The following is a 20,400-nucleotide window of genomic DNA, read 5'->3' on the forward strand; positions in this document are numbered from 1 at the left end:
AGCGGCGTGAGCCGCGATGAGGCTTTACCGGGAAGGCCCTTCGCGGCTCACGCCGCTCCTACAAGAAATCAGAGATTTGGAGAGGATGGAAACATGAGGTTGTCGATCTGCCTGCTCACGCTTCTTCTAGTCTCGACGGTGCTGGCTTCAAGCGTACAGGCGCAGGCACCACGCGAGCGCGTCCTGCTCGACACCGGCTGGCGCTTCCACATGGGCGACCCGGAAGGTGTCGGCAACACGCTCGATTACGATGTGCGCCCGCAGCTGCTGCAAAGCGAGGACGGCAAGGACGCCGACACACGGCCGCAGCAGGCGGAGCGGATCGCGGCCACGCGGGTCGTGCTCAAGCCGTGGATCCTGCCTACCGCCAATCCGCTGATTACCGATCCGGCGCGCCGTCATGCAAGACCGCCCGGTGATCCCGGCCACGATGTCGCCTTCGTGCGGGCCGGCTACGACGACAGTCGCTGGCAAGCGGTGACGCTGCCACACGACTGGGCGATCGCCGGCCCGTTCATCACCGAAGGTCCCTACGGTGGCATGGGGCGTCTGCAAAGCTGGGGCGTAGGCTGGTATCGCAGGACGCTGGACGTCCCGGCGAGCGAGAAAGGTCGTTCGGTGTTCCTCGATCTCGACGGCGCGATGTCCTACGCGACGATCTGGCTCAACGGCCATCTGGTGGGTGGTTGGCCATATGGCTACAACTCGTGGCGCGTGGACCTGACACCGTACGTGACATTCGGTGCCAAGAACCAGCTGGCGATCCGCCTGGACAACCCGCCCGAATCGGCGCGCTGGTACCCCGGCGGCGGGCTGTATCGCAATGTCTGGCTGACCACGACTGCGCCGGTGCACATCGCGCAGTGGGGCACGCAAGTGACCACGCCGCAGGTCTCTGCGCAGACGGCCACCGTCAATCTGCGCGTGTCGATCGACAACGATGGTCATGACGACGCGCAGGTCTTCATCGATACCGAGATATTTGCGCTTGACGAAGGTGGCATCGCAACCGGCAAGGCCGTCGCGCGCATCCCCCAAGCACGCCTGCAACTGAGCGCTGGCGAACGTGCTGCACGAGTGGATGCCACCACGCGGATCGACAATCCACGCCTGTGGGGCCCGCCGCCCAACCAGCATCCGAATCGCTACGTCGCGATCACCACGCTGACCTGCGACAACCGCGTGATCGATCGCTACGAAACCCGTTTCGGCATCCGCACCCTGCACTTCGACCCGCAGCAGGGATTGCGGGTCAACGGCGAGCGCGTGCCGTTGCACGGCGTGAACATGCATCACGACCTCGGTGCACTGGGCGCGGCGTTCAATCGGCGTGCCGCGCAGCGCCAATTGCAGATCATGCAGGAGATGGGTGCCAACGCGATCCGCATGGCGCACAACCCGCCCGATCCGCAGCTGCTGGAACTGACTGACGCGATGGGCCTGCTGGTGATCGACGAGGTGTTCGACAGTTGGGAGCGCAAGAAGACGCCGCTGGATTTCCATCTGGTCTTCCCCGAGTGGCACGAGCCGGACCTGCGCGCGATGCTGCGTCGTGATCGCAACCATCCTTCGGTGATCGCGTGGAGCGTCGGCAACGAAGTCGGCGAGCAGTACACCGGCGAGGAGGGCGCGGCGATCGGCCGGCGCCTGAGCGCGATCGCGCACGAAGAAGATCCGACCCGGCCGACCGCCGCCTCGATGAACTGGGCCAAGCCGGACATGCCATTTCCGGCTGCGTTCGATCTGATCAGCCTCAACTATCAGGGCGAAGGCATCCGCCAGGAGCCGGAATTCGAAGGTACCGATCGCATCCGCACGCCACCGCAGTACCCCGCGTTCCATGCCGCATTCCCGGACAAGGCGATCATCGGCAGCGAGACCGCCTCGGCGCTGAGCAGTCGCGGTGTCTATCTGTTCCCGGTCTCGCCGCAGCTCAGCGCACCGGTGCGCGACGGACGTGGTGGTGATTCCACGATCCATCAGGTCAGTGCCTACGAACTGCACGCAGTCGATTTCGGTTCGACCGCCGACAAGGTGTTCGCCTCGCTGGATCGGCATCCCTATGTGGCGGGCGAATTCGTCTGGACCGGCTTCGACTATCTCGGCGAGCCGACGCCGTACTACAGCTCGCGCAGTTCCTACTCCGGGATCGTCGATCTGGCGGGTTTTCCCAAGGATCGCTACTGGTTGTACCAGTCACGCTGGCGCCCCGACCTGCCGATGGTGCACCTGCTGCCGCACTGGACCTGGCTAGGTCGCGAGGGGCTGGTAACGCCGGTACACGTGTTCACTTCAGGCGACGAAGCCGAACTGTTCGTCAACGGCGTTTCGCAGGGCCGCAAGAAGAAGGGGCCGTACGAGTATCGGCTGCGCTGGGATCAAGTCGTCTACCAACCCGGCGAGCTGCGCGTGCAGGCGTACAAGGCCGGCAAGCCGTGGGCGAGCGAGACCGTGCGCACCGCCGGTGCACCGATGCGACTGGAATTGAAGGCCGATCGGAATGCGATCCACGGCGATGGCCGCGACCTCGCGTTCGTGACGGTGCGAATGCTCGACGCGCATGGCGTGCCGGTGCCGACGGCGAACCTGCGCCTGCACTTCGACATCGAAGGTGCCGCCGAGATCGTCGCCACCGACAACGGCGATCCGACCGACATGACGCCGTTCCCTTCGCACGAACGTGCCACTTTCAACGGACTGGCACTGGCAATCGTACGTGGCTCGGCCGGGGGTTCGGGTAAGGCCACGCTGCATGTGTCTTCCGATGGATTGCCGAACGCCACGGTCGATCTGGACATCGGCCAATGAGCGGGCTCCGAGCTCATGACGATCTCACCCCCGTCGTCCCCCGCGAGGCGTCTTTCCACAGCCGAATGGCTGGTAAGGCGGGGACCCAGCGACTTGGCTTCGCGTCAAGATGCAAGTCACGGGGTCTCCGCCTTACCAGCCATTCGGCTGTGGAAAGGCGCCTCGCAGGGGACGACGGTGACCATCCAGCTTTGATAGAAAAACTGGTCAGAAAAACCGCAATGAAAAACCTGGCCGTACTGGCTTTGCTCGCAGCATGCAGCCTCGCCCACGCCACGCAGGTGAGCACACTCAAGGACGCCTACGCCGCCGACTTCCTGATCGGCACCGCCGTCAACACACAGATCGTCTCCGGCGAGGACGCCGCAAGCGCCGCACTGGTGCCACTTCACTTCAATGCGATCACCGTCGAAAACGCAATGAAGGCCGAAGTGATCAACCCAGGCCCCGGTGTCTACGACTTCGCTGCCGCCGATGCCTTCGTCGATTACGGCCACCGATACAACATGTTCGTCATCGGCCACACACTGGTCTGGCACAACCAGACCCCGGACTGGTTTTTTCACGACAAGAGTGGCCGCCCGAGCACGTCCGCCGCGCAGCTCGAACGCATGCGCAACTACATCGCCACCATCGCCGGTCGCTATGCCGGGCGAGTGAATGCCTGGGACGTGGTGAATGAGATCATCGACGAGAACGGCGCATACCGCGACACCGTCTGGACCCGCAGCGTGGGCGATGGCGACACCGTCGTGCGCGAGGCCTTCCGTGCCGCGCAACGTGCCGATCCCCACGCCGAGCTGTACTACAACGACTTCAACACCTGGCGCCCGGAGAAACGCGACGGCATCGTGCGCATGGTGAAGATGCTGCAGGCGGCCGGCATCCGCATCGACGGCATCGGCATGCAGGGCCATTGGGGCCTGGACTATCCGAGCCTGCGCGATATCGAGGCGGCGATCGACGCCTACGCCGCGCTTGGCGTCAAAGTGATGATCACCGAACTGGATGTGGACGTGCTGCCGTTGACCAAGGAAGGACAGGTGATCGGCACAGTGATGGCGCACCCGCAATTCCAGCTGCCGGAATTCAAGCGCTACCTCGACCCATGGCCGAATGACCTGCCTGAAGACGTGCAGCAACAACTGGCTACGCGCTATGCCGAACTGTTCGCGCTGTTTCATCGAAAGCGCGACGTGATCTCGCGGGTCAGTGTCTGGGGCGTACACGACGGCATGTCGTGGAAGAACGACTATCCGGTGCCGGGCCGTACCAACTACCCGTTGCTGTTCGACCGCCAGCGGCAACCGAAGCCAGCCCTGGATGCCGTACTGGCCGTACCGAAAAAGGGCCCCTGACACCGCCGCGACCCGAGCGTACAGAGCAACCCGAGTCGCTCCCCTCTCCCGCCTGCGAGAGAGGGAAACTGTGCGCAGCACACGAGGGCAAGGGCTCGACTCCACTCGTCCAACCACGAACAACTCACGGGACGCTCCGGATCCTCAGTCCGGATATCTGATGCCGGGCTCGATAGGCCCAGCATCCATTACCGCTGCCACGCATGCCGAAGCGCCACTACCGCGACAGAGCCGGTGCCGACGTGGCTTGGACCTGCCCCTGCAACGACTGTTCCTGTGTCTGGCGCTGGGCCTCAGCCTGCTGGTTGTGCTGCTGCAACTGCTGGTAAGTCTCCTGCGCCGGCCGCGCGATCGCCTCACCGGTCGGTATCTGCGCGCGATTCGCATAGGGATCCGGCGAAGCGGTGGCGCCGCCGCGATACACGAATGCCAGCTCACCGCCTTGATGCTCGGCAGTAGGCTTGTTGAAGGCAACGCTGAGATCGTCGCGCCCGTTGAAGTCCTTCTGTTTCGCCAGCAGGGTCAAGCTGGCGGTCATGCGCTCGCTGTTGTCGTCCCAGCCCTTGCCCAACGCCTTCTCCGCCTCGGCCACACCGTTGCGGATCTTGTCATTCAACGCGCGATCGGCAGGGCCGGGTTCCGCTTTGCCCGGGTCAGCTTCATGTCGCGGTGCGGGCGGAGTCACGCTGGTGTCGCGGAAGCCGTTGGGCATCCACTCCGGCGGCACCTTGCTCTGATCGATACCGAGCGACTTGAGGTCAGCCCGTACCTCAGGCTGCGCGCGCGTCGGATTCGCCAGCTGGGCTTTTTCTTCAGCTTCCGCAATCTTGCCGAGTCCGTAGGTGCCATAAGTCTGCGGATAGTCACGAGTGTCATAGAACAGCTTGCCCATCGCCTCGACGTTCTTGTCATTGCTTGCATCGATCTTGAGGTCGTTTCCGAACGTCAATCCGTCCCGTGGCTTGTAGACAAAATCAGGCGATTCACCTTCCATGGTGATATAGCTCTGCATTTCCATGCTGGCATTGTAAAGATCTTCCAGCGTCGCATCGGGGTTGCCGTGTTTGACGTAGTCGGCCAGCGTGTTGATGCCGGCGATCTCATCCTTGGATTCGCGGATACGCTGAACCTCACCACGTTCCTTCAGTACCTGGGTGTAGTCATGCGGCGAGGGAGATTTTGCGATCTCCGCGATCCTGTCATCGAAAGCCTTATTGGTCTTCTCGATATCGGCCTTGTTGATTGCGTGCCCGATCTCGTGACCCAAGACGATGCGAGCGGTGTTGGCATCGCTGTTGCGGGGATCATCCATCTTTGCGGAGCCCAGCACGTCCATCGGCAATCGGATCTTCCCGGTCTTCGGCTCATAGGAGCCCATGCCCTCTTCTGGATGAGGGGCAAACCCCGAAACCTGGCGGGCCTCAACGGCTTGCTCTACCCTCGCCTTGAGCTCGGGCGTGTTGCCGAGCATCTGTCGCAGCGCCTTTCCTTCTGCCGAATGAGCCGACTCGAAGTCGGCGAGCATTTTCTCCAGACGATCATTGTCGTTCTCCAACGTCCTTCTCCTTAAGGTGCCGCCAGAATCTGAAGAGTCGAAATGCAAGCCTGCGGATCATCCTGACGAGCGTCCTTGCCGACAAATGCGCTTACCACGACATCGCCGCGCTCGAAATGCCAACTGGCGGAGCTGCCCTGTCGTGGCGGCGCGATCCATTTGGCATCGAAGCCGCCTTCCAGCAACGCTTGACGATAGAGATCGATCGTTTGCACGCATGTGATCGGGGTCATGTCTGGTGTCTGCCTGAACTCGAAATCCAGCCTTCTTGGAGCTCGCCCCTTGCCGTCGGATACCGAGATCAATGAATAACTACCGTTGCCCGCCAAGCGGCCGCTGGTACCGAACTTCTGCGGATCGGCGTCACTGAGCTTCACCTGGATCCCAGCTTCCCTTTCGATCTGCGCAGGCGTGATGTCCTGTTTACCGTGGATCGACAGAATCAATCGCACAACGCGTTGCGCCAGTTCCGTTGGTGTCATCTCCGACATGGTTTGCTCCTTTTTATAAGTAGGTGTGTTCTGGGAATGCACATTGGCGCAAGCGGCCAACAGAAGTGTAGTAGCTAGAGCTAGCACGCACCGTCCAAACCGGCGGTGGCCATGCGTCCCATGTCCGGTTTTCCGTTCTCGGCTGCCAAGTGAAACATCGTCCATTGCGCGCATCTCCCTAATCGTCCGCCACAGGGATATCCATGGGCGGGTGTTCCAGGTTCGATTGTAGTTATTACACGTCGCCCGATCGCTGCCCGGCAAGTCACCTAAATGCGTCTTGTAGGTGCGAAAAGACCCGTTTGGCGGCGCTGGCAGCTGGTCGTCGTCCATTCCGTCACTGCGCGGCCAGAACGTTCAGCGCGTACACGCAGGCGTCGGTGTCGTCGCTGCGCGCGTCCTTCCCGACGAATGCGGTCACCACGACGTCGCCTCGCTCGAAGTGCCAACGGGCGGAACTTCCCAATCGCGGGGGCGATATCCACGTGACGCTGAAGCCTCCTTCGACTAAGGCCCGGCGATATGGACCGATCGGTTGCATGCACATTGTTGCTTCCGTCGCCGGTTCGAATTCCACCTCAAACTGTCTGGCCGGCCGCCCGTCGCGGCCTGATACCGAGCCGAGCGAATATTTGCCGCCATCTGACAGGGCTCTTTCGATGCCGAATTCATACGGATCGTCGGCGTTGAATTTCATGGCGACGCCGGTCTCCGTCTCGAACCGTTCGGGCGTGATGTCTTGCTTTCCGTGGATCGACAGAATCAAACGCACGAGGCGTTGCGCCAACTCTGCTGCTGTCATCTCTGGTATCGGCTGCCCGCTCACAACCGATGCGGGTGCGACGTCAGGTCGGCCATTGGTACAGGCGACCAGCAGCATGGCGGCGCACAACGTGGCGACGTTCCATCCGAGCCGGAGGCCGTCGAGTGGCGGACGCGTGAGCGTCGGCCGGACACCGCCGGATGAAACAGGGTCCATCGTGCACCTCTCCTTGGAACGCTCGTCGTACGCTGCAGCATGGATAAGCACAGGGCCTGGATTCTAACCATCGTTTCAAGACGATGCAGTCTCAGATGTCGAATGGCCCGGCATCGTTCATTTGCTCGTGCAACGCATCGAGTTGAGGGTACAGCCCCTTCGGATGGCATCATTGCCCCAACCGTATGCCCGGATTTCCAAGATGCGATCGCTGTCCCGTTTCCTGTTGACCATCTCTTTCCTGACACTGGCCGCCTGCGTGAAGACTGATGCCCCAGCGCCGCGTTTTCCGGTGATCGGGCATCTGACCACGTTCGATTCCGCCTTCCGTGACGTGGTCGCACCCGACGCGCGCATCGAGAAGCTGACCGAAGGCTTCACCTGGTCCGAAGGGCCGGCCTGGGTGCGCGAAGGTGGCTATCTGCTATTCACCGATGTACCCGAGAACAAGCTCTATCGCTGGTCCGAGCGCGACGGCCTGTCGGTGTTCCTGTCGCCGTCGGGCTACACCGGCCCGGAACTGGACACGCTGCGCGAACCCGGTGCGAACGGTTTGTATGCCGAGCCCGGCGGCACCGTGTTGCTGGCTGATTCCGGTAGCCGCAATATCGCGCGGTTCGATCCTGTGACCAAGCACAAGACACCGTTGGCGACGACGTTCCAGGGCAAGCGCTTCAACAGCCCGAATGACGTGGTGCGTCGCCGCGACGGTGTGGTGTTTTTCACCGACCCGCCGTACGGCCTGAAGGACACGAACGATTCTCCAGTCAAGCAGCTGCCGTTCAACGGCGTGTACCGCGTGGATGCCGATGGCAGCGTGCATCTACTGGACGACAGCCTGAGCTTCCCGAACGGTATCGCGTTGTCGCCCGACGAGCGCACCCTCTACGTATCCAACTCCGACCCGACCCGCCCGATCTGGATGGCCTACACGCTCGATGCCAAGGGCAATGTCGTCAGCAAGCGCGTGTTCGCCGACGCCTCGGACCTGGTCGGAAAAGATGCCCCGGGCTTGCCCGATGGCATGGCCGTGGCAACGGATGGCCATCTGTTCGCTACCGGTCCCGGTGGCGTGATCGTGTTCGATCCTGACGGCAAGCGCCTCGGTCGCATCGAGACGGGTGGTGCAATCTCCAACTGTGCTTTCGGTGATGATGGGCGGACGCTTTATATGACTTCTGGTTCCATACTTACTCGCACTCATGTTATGGCGGTCGGATTGAGTTCTGCGATATAATAATTATTGATTGCGGAACGCATTCGTTCGGATTCAGTGTACGGGGGAATTTGTGCGTATTAATTCATTTTTATATTTAATTTTTCATAAAGTTTTGGTCGTCCATAAATATTAAACAGCCTGGTTGGCTATATCAATTAGTGGGCCGGTTCCAACTAATCCATTGCGCTGGCTCCTAGATATATTATGGTTTTGTGATAATGGCCTAATTAGGCCTGTTAGAGAGTGATAAATTTCAATGCTGCAATGAAGCGATTTTTCGGATGAGCTGGATATGGGCTATGAGTCTGACCGGCTTTAAGGATCAATACGGAAGGGCGACTTTGCGTGGCCCGGGGGTAAGGATGAGATTATTATTGGGGCTGTTTTGTATATTGGCAGGTTGGGGAGCAGTAGGGGATGTGCGTGCTGAAATTTATGCAAGTCAGGGCGATGCCTATGTAGCATGCATGGAATTCACTCGAATCAACTATGAGGCGCGGATCATTCCAAACTATGCCCAGAAGTATAAGTGTGTTCAGATATATGGGCCTCGAAACTATACTGGGGCTTTATGGTTAAAGGCGTGCAAGAACTGTTCGTATTCTTGGAGCGTCGGTTACGGCGGCTTTAGCTGGACTGCGCCTGACTACCCGATTGAGCGAAACGCAGGTCCGCAACAATGCGGAGCTATCTGCTCGAGGGTTGGTAATCCAATCAACGCAAGCACCGGCAACAAGTATGAGTCGGTAGTCGATATTGATGGGCCTAGCGTGCTGAAGCTGGAGAGGCACTACAACAGCCAAGGATCTTCTGAAGGGATATTGGGACGGGGCTGGACTCATGGTTATGAGAAAAGTATCGCGACGACCTTTCAGGGATTGTTGGCGAAGTACTCAGATGGAACTGGCCGAATTGTCACCTTCGTCAGGGATTCCGACGGCGAATGGACGGCAGAGAAAGGCGTGGCGTTGGGTCTAGTCCAGTGGACAGATGCAGCGGGTGGCACGACTGGATGGATGCTCACGAGACCCGATGGCGCGTACACAGAAGGCTATGACGCTGTGGGAAATTTGGTGGACATAATTTGGAGAGACGGTGAGCGCATCCATCTTTCCTATATTCAGGTGGCCAGCACTCGGCAACTTACTGAAGCAAGAGATCGACGAGGTCGTACGATTTTATTTGATTATAATTCCGTGGGTAAGCTGTCGGGAGTGATCGATCCGGCGGGTGAGATCACGTTATATGAATATGGTAGTACCGGTCTGTTGGAGGGCGTTGTTCATCCCGATGGCAACCGCACCGGCTATCTCTACGACGAGCCGGACAAGACTTCTGGGGCCAGCCTGCTCGGCGCGCTGACCGGCGTTGTGGATGAAGGGGGACAGCGGTATGCGACGTTTACCTATGATACTAGTGGTCGTGCCATCTCCACACAGCATGGAAACGGAGCGAACAAGTACTCCATTTCCTACGGTAGTGACGGTACCGCTACCGTTACCACGCCATTAGGCTTGCGCCAAATCCGCTCCTACACATCACAGTTCGGTCTGGGCACGTTATCCAGCATGACGGAGCAGTGCAGTGGCTGTACGAAATCCACTTCCATCAGTCTTACCTACGACAACGCTGGCCATGTTGACCGCATCACCGATCGTTCCAAGGTCGCGACTGACATCGATCAGGACGCCCTGGGACGGGAGGTGCGCAGGATTGAGGCCCTGGGTACTACTCAGGAGCGAACGACGGAAGTGGACTGGGATGAGGCGTTGAGCGTGGTGACAGAGCGGCGCCTACGGAACGCGGCAGGTGAGGTCGTGAACCGTATGCAGTGGGCCCACAACGCTCGCGGACAGATCGTTAGCGAAACACAATTTAATTCTTCCACTGGGATCTCGGTCGCAACTGTCGTTCGCTATTGCGAAGCACAGGATGTCGCGGCCGGAACCTGTCCGCTGGTTGGGTTAGTGATGGAGATCGATGGGAGCAGGTCGGATGTTGCCGATAAGGTCTGGTACTACTATCGCGCTGAAGACGCGCCGGGCTGCGACTTTGGTGCAAATGCCTGTGCTTGGCGAGCAGGTGACCTGTGGAAAGTTGTCAATGCAGTGGGCCATGAGATCGCTGTTCTGGAGTACGACGGTTTCGGGAGGCCGCGGCGAGTAAGGGGTGCCAACGATCAGATCACGGAGTACACCTACAATGCTCGGGGTTGGCTTACCTCAGTGAAATATGGGGTGGCAGGTTATGTCAGAGACCGAGTGTTGACACTTGAGTACTGGCCGACTGGCCTGCTCAAGAAGGTATATGATTCTGATGGTATTTCCACCACCATGGAATACGACTCGGCTCATCGTCTCGTACGGATTTCAGACACATCAGGATCCGTAATTGTTTATGAGCTTGATGCTGCGGGAAGTCGAGTTAGTGAGCAGTTCAAGGACACCAGTGGCTCGATCCGGCATTCGCTCGCACGAGTTTATGACCAACTGGGGCAACTTAGAAGCATAAAGGATGCGTCGTTGAACTTGACGGAGTTTGGCTACGACGTCAATGGGAACGCCATCGACATCAAGGATGCCCTGGGACACTCAACTGCACAGCAGTCAGACGCACTGAATCGTTTGATACAGGTCATCCAAGATGCGGCTGGTATAGCCTCAAAGACACAGTTTGACTACGACCCGCTGGACAACGTCACCAAGGTTGTCGATCCAAAGGGGTTGGCGACTACCTACAGTTACAACGGCTTCGGTGAGCTGGAGAAGCTGGTCAGCCCTGACACCGGCACGACGAGCTTTACCTATGACGAAGCCGGCAACGTGAAGACGCGTACCGATGCCCGGGGCGTGACGGCGACGTACAGCTATGACGCACTCAATCGCTTGCTCGCCGTGCAGTATCCGGATCCGACCAACGACGTCGCCTACACCTACGATGCTGCGCCACAGGCTTGCCTGTCCACGGAACAGTACTCGGTGGGCAGGCTGAGCACGATGATCGATGCCAGCGGAAAGACCAGTTACTGCTACAGCCCGTTCGGTGAGGTCGTGCGGAAGATGCAGGAGGTCAATGGTCAGGCACTAACTGTTCTCTATAGCTATACGCCGGCTGGCCGACTGGCATCGATGACCTACCCCGACGGAGCGCGTGTGGACTATGTCCGCAACGGACTCGGCCAGATCAGCGAAGTCGGCGTCACTGCAGCCGGAGGTAACAGGGCGATTCTGCTGACGGGGGCAACCTATCTTCCATTCGGGCCCAGCACAGGCTGGACATATGGCAACGGGCGATCCCTGACTCGCACCTTCGACCAGGATTACCGGCCCACTGGCGTGTCGGATAGCTTCAATCAGCTCAAGGTCGACTTGGGATACGACCCGGTGGGCGATCTCACGGGACTGAATGTCGGCGGTGAGCAAAGCCTGCTCGACTACGATGCCTTGGGGCGCTTGACCACCTTCCGGGATCAGGCAACGAACACCGCGATCGAAAGGTACGAGTACGACGCCACCGGCAACCGCTTGAAGTTCACCAACGCCAATAGATCGGACGTGTACACCTATCCGACAGATAGTCACAGACTGACTTCGGTTGCCGGCATAGCACGGGCCTACGACGCAACGGGCAATACGACCAGCGTGGGCGGAATGGCCAAGGAGTTCGTGTACGACGAGCGCGGCCGGATGAGCCAGGTGAAACTCGGCGGTGCCGTCGCCCAGAACTACGCCTACAACGGCAAAGGTGAGCGCGTCCGCCGATGGCTGGACACCGAGGCGACGCTGACGGCCTATGACGAAGGCGGCCAATGGCTCGGCGACTACGATGCCTCAGGCTTGGCCAAGCAGCAGGCCATCTGGATGGACGACAAACCAGTCGGTCTGTTGGCCGATGGGCAGCTGTACTACGTGGAACCCGATCACCTGGGCAGCCCGCGTTTGGTGGTAGATCCGGCTCGGGATGTGCCGGTCTGGCGTTGGGATCTGAGTGGTGAAGCGTTCGGTAACACGGCGCCGAATGAGGACCCTGATGGTGACGGCAAGCGGCTTGTACTGGACATGCGCTTCCCGGGCCAGCGCTACGATACCGTGAACGGGCTCAACTACAACTATTTCCGGGATTATGAGCCGGGTACGGGGCGCTATATCCAGAGCGATCCGATAGGGCTCCGTGCAGGCATGACTACGTTCTCATATGCCGGATCCGCGCCATCTTCCAGCGTAGATCCAAAGGGACTTATCGCCAATCCGCTGGAGGCGGGCTGCGTTCTTGGTCCGAATCCTGTGTGCCTTGTGGGCGTTGGAATCGATGCGCTTACGTGGGTCGCCGGAGGGGTTGCCATCGCCGGCGGTATATCAATGGGGATGGAAAATCAGAGTGACAAGCAGCGACGTGACGCAGAGTATCAGGCATACAAAGATGTTCAGCGGCAAGGGTATCAACGTGATCCGGATCGTTGCACTCAACTAAGAAATAGAATTGAATATCTTAAGAAAATCATATCAATGCGAGAAAGATGGGACGCAAATTGGCCATCCGCGCAGTATCCGGGTGGAAGGCACTTCGCTGATATCGTTATGGATCGATTGACTGTTCAGAAATTAGAACAACAATACAAGATGGAGTGTTCTGATGAATGCAAATGACAGTCTGACGTCGTCGCTTAATCATATACTCGAAAAATTCAAGCGGATGGCAATGTTTGAAGGCTATGAGGTCACACGGCCAGAAAGCCATGGAATGGATGGGGATACGCCCATTCATATTTGCGCAATGGAAGGCGACATGGAATCTCTGTATGCAATGGCGCCATTTATTCATGATATCGATGTTAGGGGTGATCTTGGAAATACCCCGCTACATTGCGCGGTAATTTGGTCGCATCGAGACATCGCGGCCGCCCTTCTTAAGATGGGGGCGGATGCGCACCTTAAAAACGACTTTGATGATACGCCAGCGAGTCTAATCAGGCGAAATCCTTTGCTAGCCAATCTTGTAATCCCCAACAGGTAGGGTGTCATCGTCAATGATGAGATATGACAGGGAAAGGAATGATGATTAAGTTGCCATTCGCGCCGCATACACCAGAGTAATTAATGAGAGTTAATGTAGATTTTTCGATCTTTTCATCTTCCTCCAAAGCATACGCGAATGTGAGTGGAGAGCTGGATCTGGCAGGAATTCCCGTAGTTGGCGATGAAGTGCCATTCTCAAATAATTCATATGAAATTATCTACGGCAGTGAATTTAATGGAAGTTTATTGATTCAGTCGATGAGAGAGGAGGCTGGCGAAGATATTCCTTTCACATTAGCGCTGGGAGATATAGTGGCGAATGACGCCGACAATGCTGAGGAGCTGGTGAAATATTTCGAGCGGGCTTATGGCCTATATGGATATAGATACTCATAATTAAGAATGAATAGGCCGGCACGTGGTAAAATTCGGTCAGTTCATAGGAGGCATGTAATGGAGGTCAAGGAGCTACTCGTTGTTATAGAAAGGGCTTTTTACAACAGATCCATGCCAGAACAGTTACTGCATAGCGGGAACAAGGATCCTGATGCATCTCGCGATGCTGATGTATTAAAGGGAGTTTGATGGGAGGATGTAAATTTTCATATATTAAATGATAATCCTGATCTGGTTTTCAAGCTGAATTCTCAGGGTTTTGCATATTACTTGCCGGCATTCTTGTCATTGGTACGAGATGAAGGGAGGGATCATTTGGCATGCTGGAATATCGTCTCGGCTCTCGATAGACCTATGGGATCTGCGCTATGGGATCAATATTTCATCGATCGTTGGTCTCTACTCGGATGTGAGGAACTTAATTCGGTCAGCGACTGGTTGCTATGGATGGCGGAAGAGTCGGATGCATACGATGCACAACGCCTGGCGAATGCCTTTGATACGATAGGGCAACTTAAGCGGCGATTGGTCACAGGCGCAGACTAATCTCGGTGGCCGGCATTGCTCGGACCTACGATGCGATAGGTAGCGCCGCTAGCATCGGTGGCAGTGTCAGGGAATTCGTGTACGACGAGCGCGGCCGGATGAGCCAGGTGAAACTCGGCGGCGCCATCGCCCAGAACTACGCCTACAACGGCAAAGGTGAGCGCGTCCGCCGATGGCCGGACACCGAGGCGACACTGACGGCCTATGACGAAGGCGGCCAATGGCTCGGCGACTACGATGTCTCAGGCTTGGCCAAGCAGCAGGCCATCTGGATGGACGACAAACCAGTCGGTCTGTTGGCCGATGGGCAGCTGTACTACGTGGAACCCGATCACCTGGGCAGCCCGCGTTTGGTGGTAGATCCGGCTCGGGATGTGCCGGTCTGGCGCTGGGATCTGAGTGGTGAAGCGTTCGGTAACACGGTGCCGAATGAGGATCCGGATGGTGACGGCAAGCAGTTCATATTCGATATGCGTCTCCCTGGTCAGCGTCATGACGAAATTAGCAAGTTAAATTACAACTACTATCGAAACTTTGAGCCGTTAGTTGGACGCTATGTTGAAAGTGATCCTATCGGTCTAGCCGGAGGACTCTCGCTTTATCTTATGTGTCTAATGCGCCATTCGCATGGGTGGATTCGTTGGGCCTGGCCAAGTCAGGCCAGACGGTGAAATTAGACGGTGGTAGGCCAACTACAGTGCGTATCGATAATCCATACGTTGAAGGGCAACAGCGTCATGCCCATATCTGCGAGAAAGGATGTAAGGAAATTGTCGTGAATGAGGACGGAACATATAGCCATGGGACCGACCCCGAATCACTTACGCGTCGCGTTCGGGAGTTTCTTAGGAACCGAGGATTCAGTGCGAGTATCTGCGGCGGTGCCACGCTGCTCGCTCGTGCCGTCGCTAGGGAGAGGTGTGAGCATGGGGACATGTTGCAATGCGAAATATTCGAAGTGCTAGGCGGCGAGATAATTTGCCCATAACCAGTTAAAACATAGGAAGTACTGATGATAATTTTCGGAAAATTTTCTAGAGACGATGCTCCAAAACGTCTTGATGAAATGACTTTACAAATGTCGAGGGAGGAAATTCGTGATTTTGCGGAATTCTTGCTGGAGTGTGTCAGCGAGATTGGTGAAAACCAAGAATGGGAGCACAAACATTATCCTCATGAAGGAGATGGGGACGTCGTAATATTCCGTGTCTGATCGCTAGATAATTTTTGAATATTATGTATTAGGTCTATCTACGGGCGGAAGTAAATCCTGATCATCCATGTGTGGGAATGAGGCTCCGCAATTTCTGTGTGGAAGCAGTCTCGCCGTCGGGCTCTACCGTGCGAGATGTCGAGTTGATCCCTGTCCACGACCAACTCGCGCGAGCGATCGCGCGGGCCGGCCTCATCACTACTTCCGGCAAACCTCACACCTCACCAACTAGCGCGCACCACCGCAGAGTAACGCCGGTCATTCATGAACCAGGAGCGGTCGTACACGGTCGTGTCGAGGTAGCCGTCCGAGTACAGGCGTGGGCCGGTGGTCAGGTGAGTGACGGTCTTGGTGATGTTGTTCACCTGCAGGCCGAGCTTCAGGTATTTGTTGAGGTTGTAGAAGAACGAGCCGTCGAGCTGGCCGTAGCCCTCGTTCCAGGTTGGCAAGGTGGTGATCACGCCATAGGAGGTCAGTATAACAAAAGGAGATAGCCGCCATTACAACCGATATGGTCGGGGTAGTGAGGATCCTCGTGCCACCTATGTTGAAAATGAGAGAAATTTTGCGAGACAAAGGAGGCATGTATGGCGAGCCAAGCTGGCAGACACATTCAGGTGGGCTGGAAGGCCGACTTAAAGCTATTCAAGATATGATTTCCATTGGTCGGAAATTGGGCTGCGATATGAGCGATATTGTTGCCGAATCTTCAGATCTATTTCTTCCATGGGTACCTACAAGATGATGTGCATCCACCTTGATTCTTCGGTAATTTTAATCGATGGTCGTGCTTTGGGGTACTTAAGTGGAGATATTGAATTTGAGCATATCCCGAGCGTTGGAGATATATTGAGCTTTGGAGTTTCCGTTTCCGGAGGAAGTATCCCAGAAGGGCAGCAAAATGGTGGTGGCGGGTTGCTGGAGGTTCGATCTAGGATCATGAATCCAGATTCATGAACGAAATCTTCGCCGCTGAAGTCCTCGCCAAGGCTAAGGGGCTCATGGAGGACGGACAATACGATGAAGCGAGGTCCGTTCTCGAACCACTCCTGGAGCGATCAGATCCGGAAGCCTGTTTTCTCGCATCGACCTTCAGCTGCGATACCGAGCCTGATGCTGAGTTCGAGGCAAGGAGCTTGAGAATGCTTCTGGACTCTGCGGAAGGGGGATTTGCCCCCGCAATGTTTGTATTGGGAACTTACTTCGACACCGGGGACTTTGTGCCTCAAGATCGTTCTGAGGCGGCGAAGTGGTTTGCGATGGCAGCAGAAGAAGGGCATCCGGAAGCGACTTATCGTTACGCGGTCGCTCTGCTCTATGGAGACGGAGTTGCGCAGGAGCGAGAACGCGCAGCGCAGCTCCTTAAGCTGGCCGCAAGTGCAGGTGTTGAAGGTGCACAAAATTTGCTCGAAGAACTATTTGGGAGAGGTGCATAGCCACGATCGGCCGTTCCCTGCATGAAACATCTCAATGGCCACACACCGGTTCGCGCGGTTGTTCGCGCGGACCGGTGCCCATTACCGCTTGAAGCAAGTCGCGCCACACACCTCACCAACTAGCACGCACCACCGCAGAGTAACGCCGGTCATTCATGAACCAGGAGCGGTCGTACACGGTCGTGTCGAGGTAGCCGTCCGAGTACAGGCGTGGGCCGGTGGTCAGGTGGGTGACGGTCTTGGTGATGTTGTTCACCTGCAGGCCGATCTGGACGTACTTGTTGAGGTTGTAGAAGAACGAGCCGTCGAGCTGGCCGTAGTCCTCGTTCCAGGTCGGCAGGGTAGTGATCACGTCGTAGGAGGTCAGCAGGTAGCGCGAGCGCCAGTTGTAGGCCAGGCGGAAGGAGAGCTTGTCCTTCTCGTAGATGCCGGTGAGGTTGTACGAGCGCTTGGACAGGCCTTCCAGTGGCAGCTTCACCGATACCGTGCGCGCGCCGTAGGGGTCGACTTCGGCATTGGCGCCGCCCTTGGCATCCACGTAGGTGAAGTTGGCCTGCACGCCGAAGCCGCTCAGCCAGCCTGGCAGTGAGTCGAAGAACTGCGAATAGCCCACTTCGAAACCGCGGATCGTGCCCTTGTCGAGGTTGCGGGTGCGGCTGACTGCATACACATCGCCGTCGTAGGTCTCGTAGCCGACCATGTTGGCGAAGTAATCCTTCACGTCCTTGTGGAACAAGGTGGCATACAGGCTGTCAGCCGGGCCGAAGTACCACTCCAGCGCGAGGTCGTACTGGTTGGCGCGCATCGGTTTCAATGCCGGGTTGCCGCCCGAACCCTTGAAATCGATCAGGTCGTTGAAGCCACAGGGAACCGGTGTGTCCCCCCTCGCGACGGCATCGGAGTAGGCGACGGTGCAGGCGTTGGAGACCGAGACGCTCAGCGGCAGCCATGCCTGCATCAACCGGAACTCCGGCCGGGCGATGGCGCGGGAGGCGGCGAAACGTAGCTGCAGGGCTTCGGTGAAACGCAGGCGCACGTTCAAGCTCGGCAGCACGTCGGTATAGGTGTTGCTGGAGTCGGTGCCGAAGTACTGGCCGGCATACTTGGCCTTGACCTCGTCGGTGACCTGGTCACCCCAGTTGGACAGGTCTGGCATCCGGCCGCTACCGAGCGTGTTCACGCGGGTCTTGACCACGCGCACGCCGACATTGCCGTCCACCGGCACGCCGAGCGTGTCCTGGTTGTCGAAGTACAGGATGCCGTAGGCGGCACGGGTGCGTTCGTCCTGGATATTGACGTTGGCGGGGGTGTAGGTCAGCGGATACCAGCCGGTGCCTTCCGACACTTCGTTGGACAGTGGGCCGAGGGTGTTGGCCGCGTAGGCGATGTTGACCATGCGCGCCGCCGGGAACCACAACGATGTCGGAACGTTGACGCTGCCGTCGAAGAAGTTGCCGAACGAATACAGTTCCGAGTCGCTGGGAAAGTACTGGTCCAGCCAGGCAATGTTGTTGCGATCGGGATTATTCACGGGGTGCCACGCCTCGCTGATCGCCTTCCAGTTCCACGAAGTCGAGTAGCTGGAGTAATGGCGGCTGGCCACGCGCGCGCCAACGCGGAACAGGCGCAGCCACTTGTTGTCGTCGAAGGTGTACTCCAAGTCCACGCGTCCGGCACGTTCGTTGCCGGTGTTGTGGGCGATGTGGTCCATCACCGAACGCCAGAAATAGGTGTCCTGTTTCAGCACCGCGTCGGTATCGGTGAGGGTGAGCGCGGGATACTTGCCGCTCAGGTCCACGTTGATTCCGTCCAGCAGCGTCGAGGCATAGACGCTGAAGTCGGTGTTGTCGTTCTTGGACTTCACGTACTGGAAGTCACCGCGCAGGATCAGTTTGTCGGTGAGGTAGTGGCGGAAGCCGGCGGAAAGATCGGTGGTTTCGTTGTCCTGGGTGTTGTAGCGGTTGGTGGTGTTGAACTGGATGCCTCTGTTCGCGTACAGATCGTTCCAGGGCCACATGCCCGATCGCATCGTGCCGCTGACGAAGCGGCCGTTGGCATCGTAGGTGAACGAGGTGCCCGGCATCGGCATGATGGTGTTGGTGTCGTCGCCCCCGCTGGTCACCGCCTCGCTGGAACCGCCGAAGGACATGGCGTGCTCGCGCCAGCTCATCTGGTACCTGGAGGTCAGGAACTGGGTATAGATCTCGGTGTCGTCATTCGGCCGCCATTGCGCGGCGAAGGCGGCACCACGACGTTTGCGGTCGAAGTAGGTCTGGCGCCAGTTGACGCCGGCCGGGACGTACACCGTATCGAAACCGCTGTCGCCCACCAGCAGCTTGGTCACTTCTTCCGGTGGCAGCCAGGTGCTGCCGTCCGCCGCCAATTGCCCTGCTTCGTCCGACGGCTTGCGGCGATCGAACGGTTCGATCTGGATGCCGTCCGAGCGGGTCGACATCTCCGAGTAGGAGAGGTTGGCCAGGAAGCCGATCTCGCCGATGCCGGTCTGCCAGCGGTCGCTGAAAAGGAACGAGGCCGACGGCCTGCCCTTCTTGGCCAGATCGCCGCGGTTGTAGTCGGCGCTGCCGGCCAGCTTGCGGCCGGGATAGTCGAACGGCTTGCGCGTGCGCAGGTTGACCGTGCCGCCGAGGCCACCCTCGATGATCTCGGCCGAGGGATTCTTGTACACGTCCACGCCGGCCATCAGTTCGGCAGGCACTTCCTCGAAGCTCAAGCCACGACCACCGTTGGCACTGAACACGTCGCGGCCGTTCAATTCACCACGCACGAAGGTCAGGCCGCGAATCATCACGCCGCTGCCTTCTGCCGAGAAGTGGTCGGTATCGTCGCGCGCACCGAAGCCGGTGACGGTGACGCCGGAGATGCGCTTGAGGGTTTCGGTGACGCTGCGATCGGGCAGTGCGCCGATGTCCTCGGCGGTGACCGAATCGATGATCTGCTCGGCGTCCTGCTTGATCTCCTGGGCGCGCATCACGCTGCCGCGCACGCCCTTGACGGTGACGGTCTGCAGGTCGACCACTTTTTCATCGGTGGTGTCCTGCGCATCGACAGCCTCCTGCGCACCGGCACCCCCACTGCTCATCGCCAACGCCACGCCAAGTGCCAGCGTGGAACGGGCGGACCCGGAAAACAGGCAGTACTTCACTCCCGCACGCGCAGTGCGGACCCGATACTTCGACATCGCAGCTCCCTCCCAGAAACCGGAAATTCGAACAGGTTGTGTACAGACGTCCCCCACTTCGGACGCTGCATGTTAACGCTAACACCAGATGGGGAGTTATGGAAGCCGGGCTTGGAGTGATCGGAAAATCCGGTTTTTTCTGCTGCCGAAAAGCGCTTCGCGGGAATGACGAGAGATAAGGTTTA

15 protein-coding genes are annotated in these 20,400 nt (G+C 58.2%); 10 read left to right on the forward strand and 5 right to left on the reverse strand.

The genetic code is table 11. The features are described from left to right. Positions 1-93 precede the first annotated feature (93 nt). Together galB and AC3WJE_RS13490 are read left to right on the forward strand one after the other, a co-directional pair. Positions 94-2,808 carry a beta-galactosidase GalB gene (gene galB, locus AC3WJE_RS13485; protein WP_493731325.1) on the forward strand — a complete coding sequence of 905 codons (2,715 nt, stop codon included), beginning with the start codon at positions 94-96 and terminating at the stop codon, positions 2,806-2,808. A gap of 221 nt (positions 2,809-3,029) precedes the next feature. Then, the gene (locus tag AC3WJE_RS13490; protein ID WP_493731326.1) at positions 3,030-4,166 is read left to right on the forward strand and encodes an endo-1,4-beta-xylanase; all 1,137 of its coding nucleotides are present in this window, start codon (positions 3,030-3,032) and stop codon (positions 4,164-4,166) included. A gap of 217 nt (positions 4,167-4,383) precedes the next feature. Here the strand turns inward: AC3WJE_RS13490 and AC3WJE_RS13495 are convergent, their stop codons facing one another. The 3 genes from AC3WJE_RS13495 to AC3WJE_RS13505 all read right to left on the reverse strand — a co-directional run bounded on the left by AC3WJE_RS13495 (position 4,384) and on the right by AC3WJE_RS13505 (position 7,191). Further along, positions 4,384-5,721 carry an XVIPCD domain-containing protein gene (locus tag AC3WJE_RS13495; RefSeq protein WP_493731327.1) on the reverse strand — a complete coding sequence of 446 codons (1,338 nt, stop codon included), beginning with the start codon at positions 5,719-5,721 and terminating at the stop codon, positions 4,384-4,386. Positions 5,722-5,732: 11 nt separating this feature from the next. Next, positions 5,733-6,212, reverse strand: a complete 480-nt coding sequence (locus tag AC3WJE_RS13500) for a hypothetical protein (RefSeq protein WP_493731328.1) — start codon at positions 6,210-6,212, stop codon at positions 5,733-5,735. Positions 6,213-6,549: 337 nt separating this feature from the next. Beyond that, a complete protein-coding gene (locus AC3WJE_RS13505) occupies positions 6,550-7,191 on the reverse strand; it encodes a hypothetical protein (RefSeq protein WP_493731329.1) in 642 nt (213 codons plus the stop codon). 202 nt (positions 7,192-7,393) lie between these two features. Here AC3WJE_RS13505 and AC3WJE_RS13510 point away from each other — a divergent pair, with 202 nt between their 5' ends. The 6 genes from AC3WJE_RS13510 (at position 7,394) to AC3WJE_RS13535 (ending at position 15,580) form a co-directional block, all read left to right on the forward strand. Beyond that, complete coding sequence (locus AC3WJE_RS13510; protein WP_493731330.1) at positions 7,394-8,428, forward strand: SMP-30/gluconolactonase/LRE family protein; 1,035 nt, start codon at positions 7,394-7,396, stop codon at positions 8,426-8,428. A gap of 449 nt (positions 8,429-8,877) precedes the next feature. Continuing rightward, positions 8,878-13,056: an RHS repeat-associated core domain-containing protein gene (locus AC3WJE_RS13515; RefSeq protein ID WP_493731346.1), complete on the forward strand. Its 4,179-nt coding sequence runs from the start codon at positions 8,878-8,880 to the stop codon at positions 13,054-13,056. Further along, the gene (locus tag AC3WJE_RS13520) at positions 13,043-13,423 is read left to right on the forward strand and encodes an ankyrin repeat domain-containing protein (protein ID WP_493731331.1); all 381 of its coding nucleotides are present in this window, start codon (positions 13,043-13,045) and stop codon (positions 13,421-13,423) included. The genes AC3WJE_RS13515 and AC3WJE_RS13520 overlap by 14 nt, the downstream gene beginning before the upstream one ends. Positions 13,424-13,563: 140 nt before the next feature. Further along, positions 13,564-13,821: a hypothetical protein gene (locus AC3WJE_RS13525; RefSeq protein ID WP_493731332.1), complete on the forward strand. Its 258-nt coding sequence runs from the start codon at positions 13,564-13,566 to the stop codon at positions 13,819-13,821. A 644-nt stretch (positions 13,822-14,465) separates the two neighbouring features. Next, on the forward strand, positions 14,466-15,038 hold the full coding sequence (locus AC3WJE_RS13530) for an RHS repeat domain-containing protein (protein WP_493731333.1): 573 nt from the start codon (positions 14,466-14,468) through the stop codon (positions 15,036-15,038). A 341-nt stretch (positions 15,039-15,379) separates the two neighbouring features. Next, on the forward strand, positions 15,380-15,580 hold the full coding sequence (locus tag AC3WJE_RS13535) for a hypothetical protein (RefSeq protein WP_493731334.1): 201 nt from the start codon (positions 15,380-15,382) through the stop codon (positions 15,578-15,580). 221 nt (positions 15,581-15,801) lie between these two features. Here AC3WJE_RS13535 and AC3WJE_RS13540 read toward each other — a convergent pair whose 3' ends face one another. Beyond that, on the reverse strand, positions 15,802-16,041 hold the full coding sequence (locus tag AC3WJE_RS13540) for a hypothetical protein (RefSeq protein ID WP_493731335.1): 240 nt from the start codon (positions 16,039-16,041) through the stop codon (positions 15,802-15,804). A gap of 265 nt (positions 16,042-16,306) precedes the next feature. Between AC3WJE_RS13540 and AC3WJE_RS13545 the strand changes: the two genes are divergently transcribed. Both AC3WJE_RS13545 and AC3WJE_RS13550 read left to right on the forward strand, forming a co-directional pair. After that, on the forward strand, positions 16,307-16,537 hold the full coding sequence (locus tag AC3WJE_RS13545; protein ID WP_493731336.1) for a hypothetical protein: 231 nt from the start codon (positions 16,307-16,309) through the stop codon (positions 16,535-16,537). Beyond that, a complete protein-coding gene (locus AC3WJE_RS13550) occupies positions 16,534-17,016 on the forward strand; it encodes a tetratricopeptide repeat protein (protein WP_493731337.1) in 483 nt (160 codons plus the stop codon). Before AC3WJE_RS13545 ends, AC3WJE_RS13550 begins: the two co-directional genes overlap by 4 nt. Positions 17,017-17,128: 112 nt before the next feature. Here AC3WJE_RS13550 and AC3WJE_RS13555 read toward each other — a convergent pair whose 3' ends face one another. After that, complete coding sequence (locus AC3WJE_RS13555; protein WP_493731338.1) at positions 17,129-20,215, reverse strand: TonB-dependent receptor; 3,087 nt, start codon at positions 20,213-20,215, stop codon at positions 17,129-17,131. Positions 20,216-20,400 lie beyond the last annotated feature (185 nt).

The organism is Pseudomonas sp. GW821-FHT07E12, assembly GCF_058986605.1.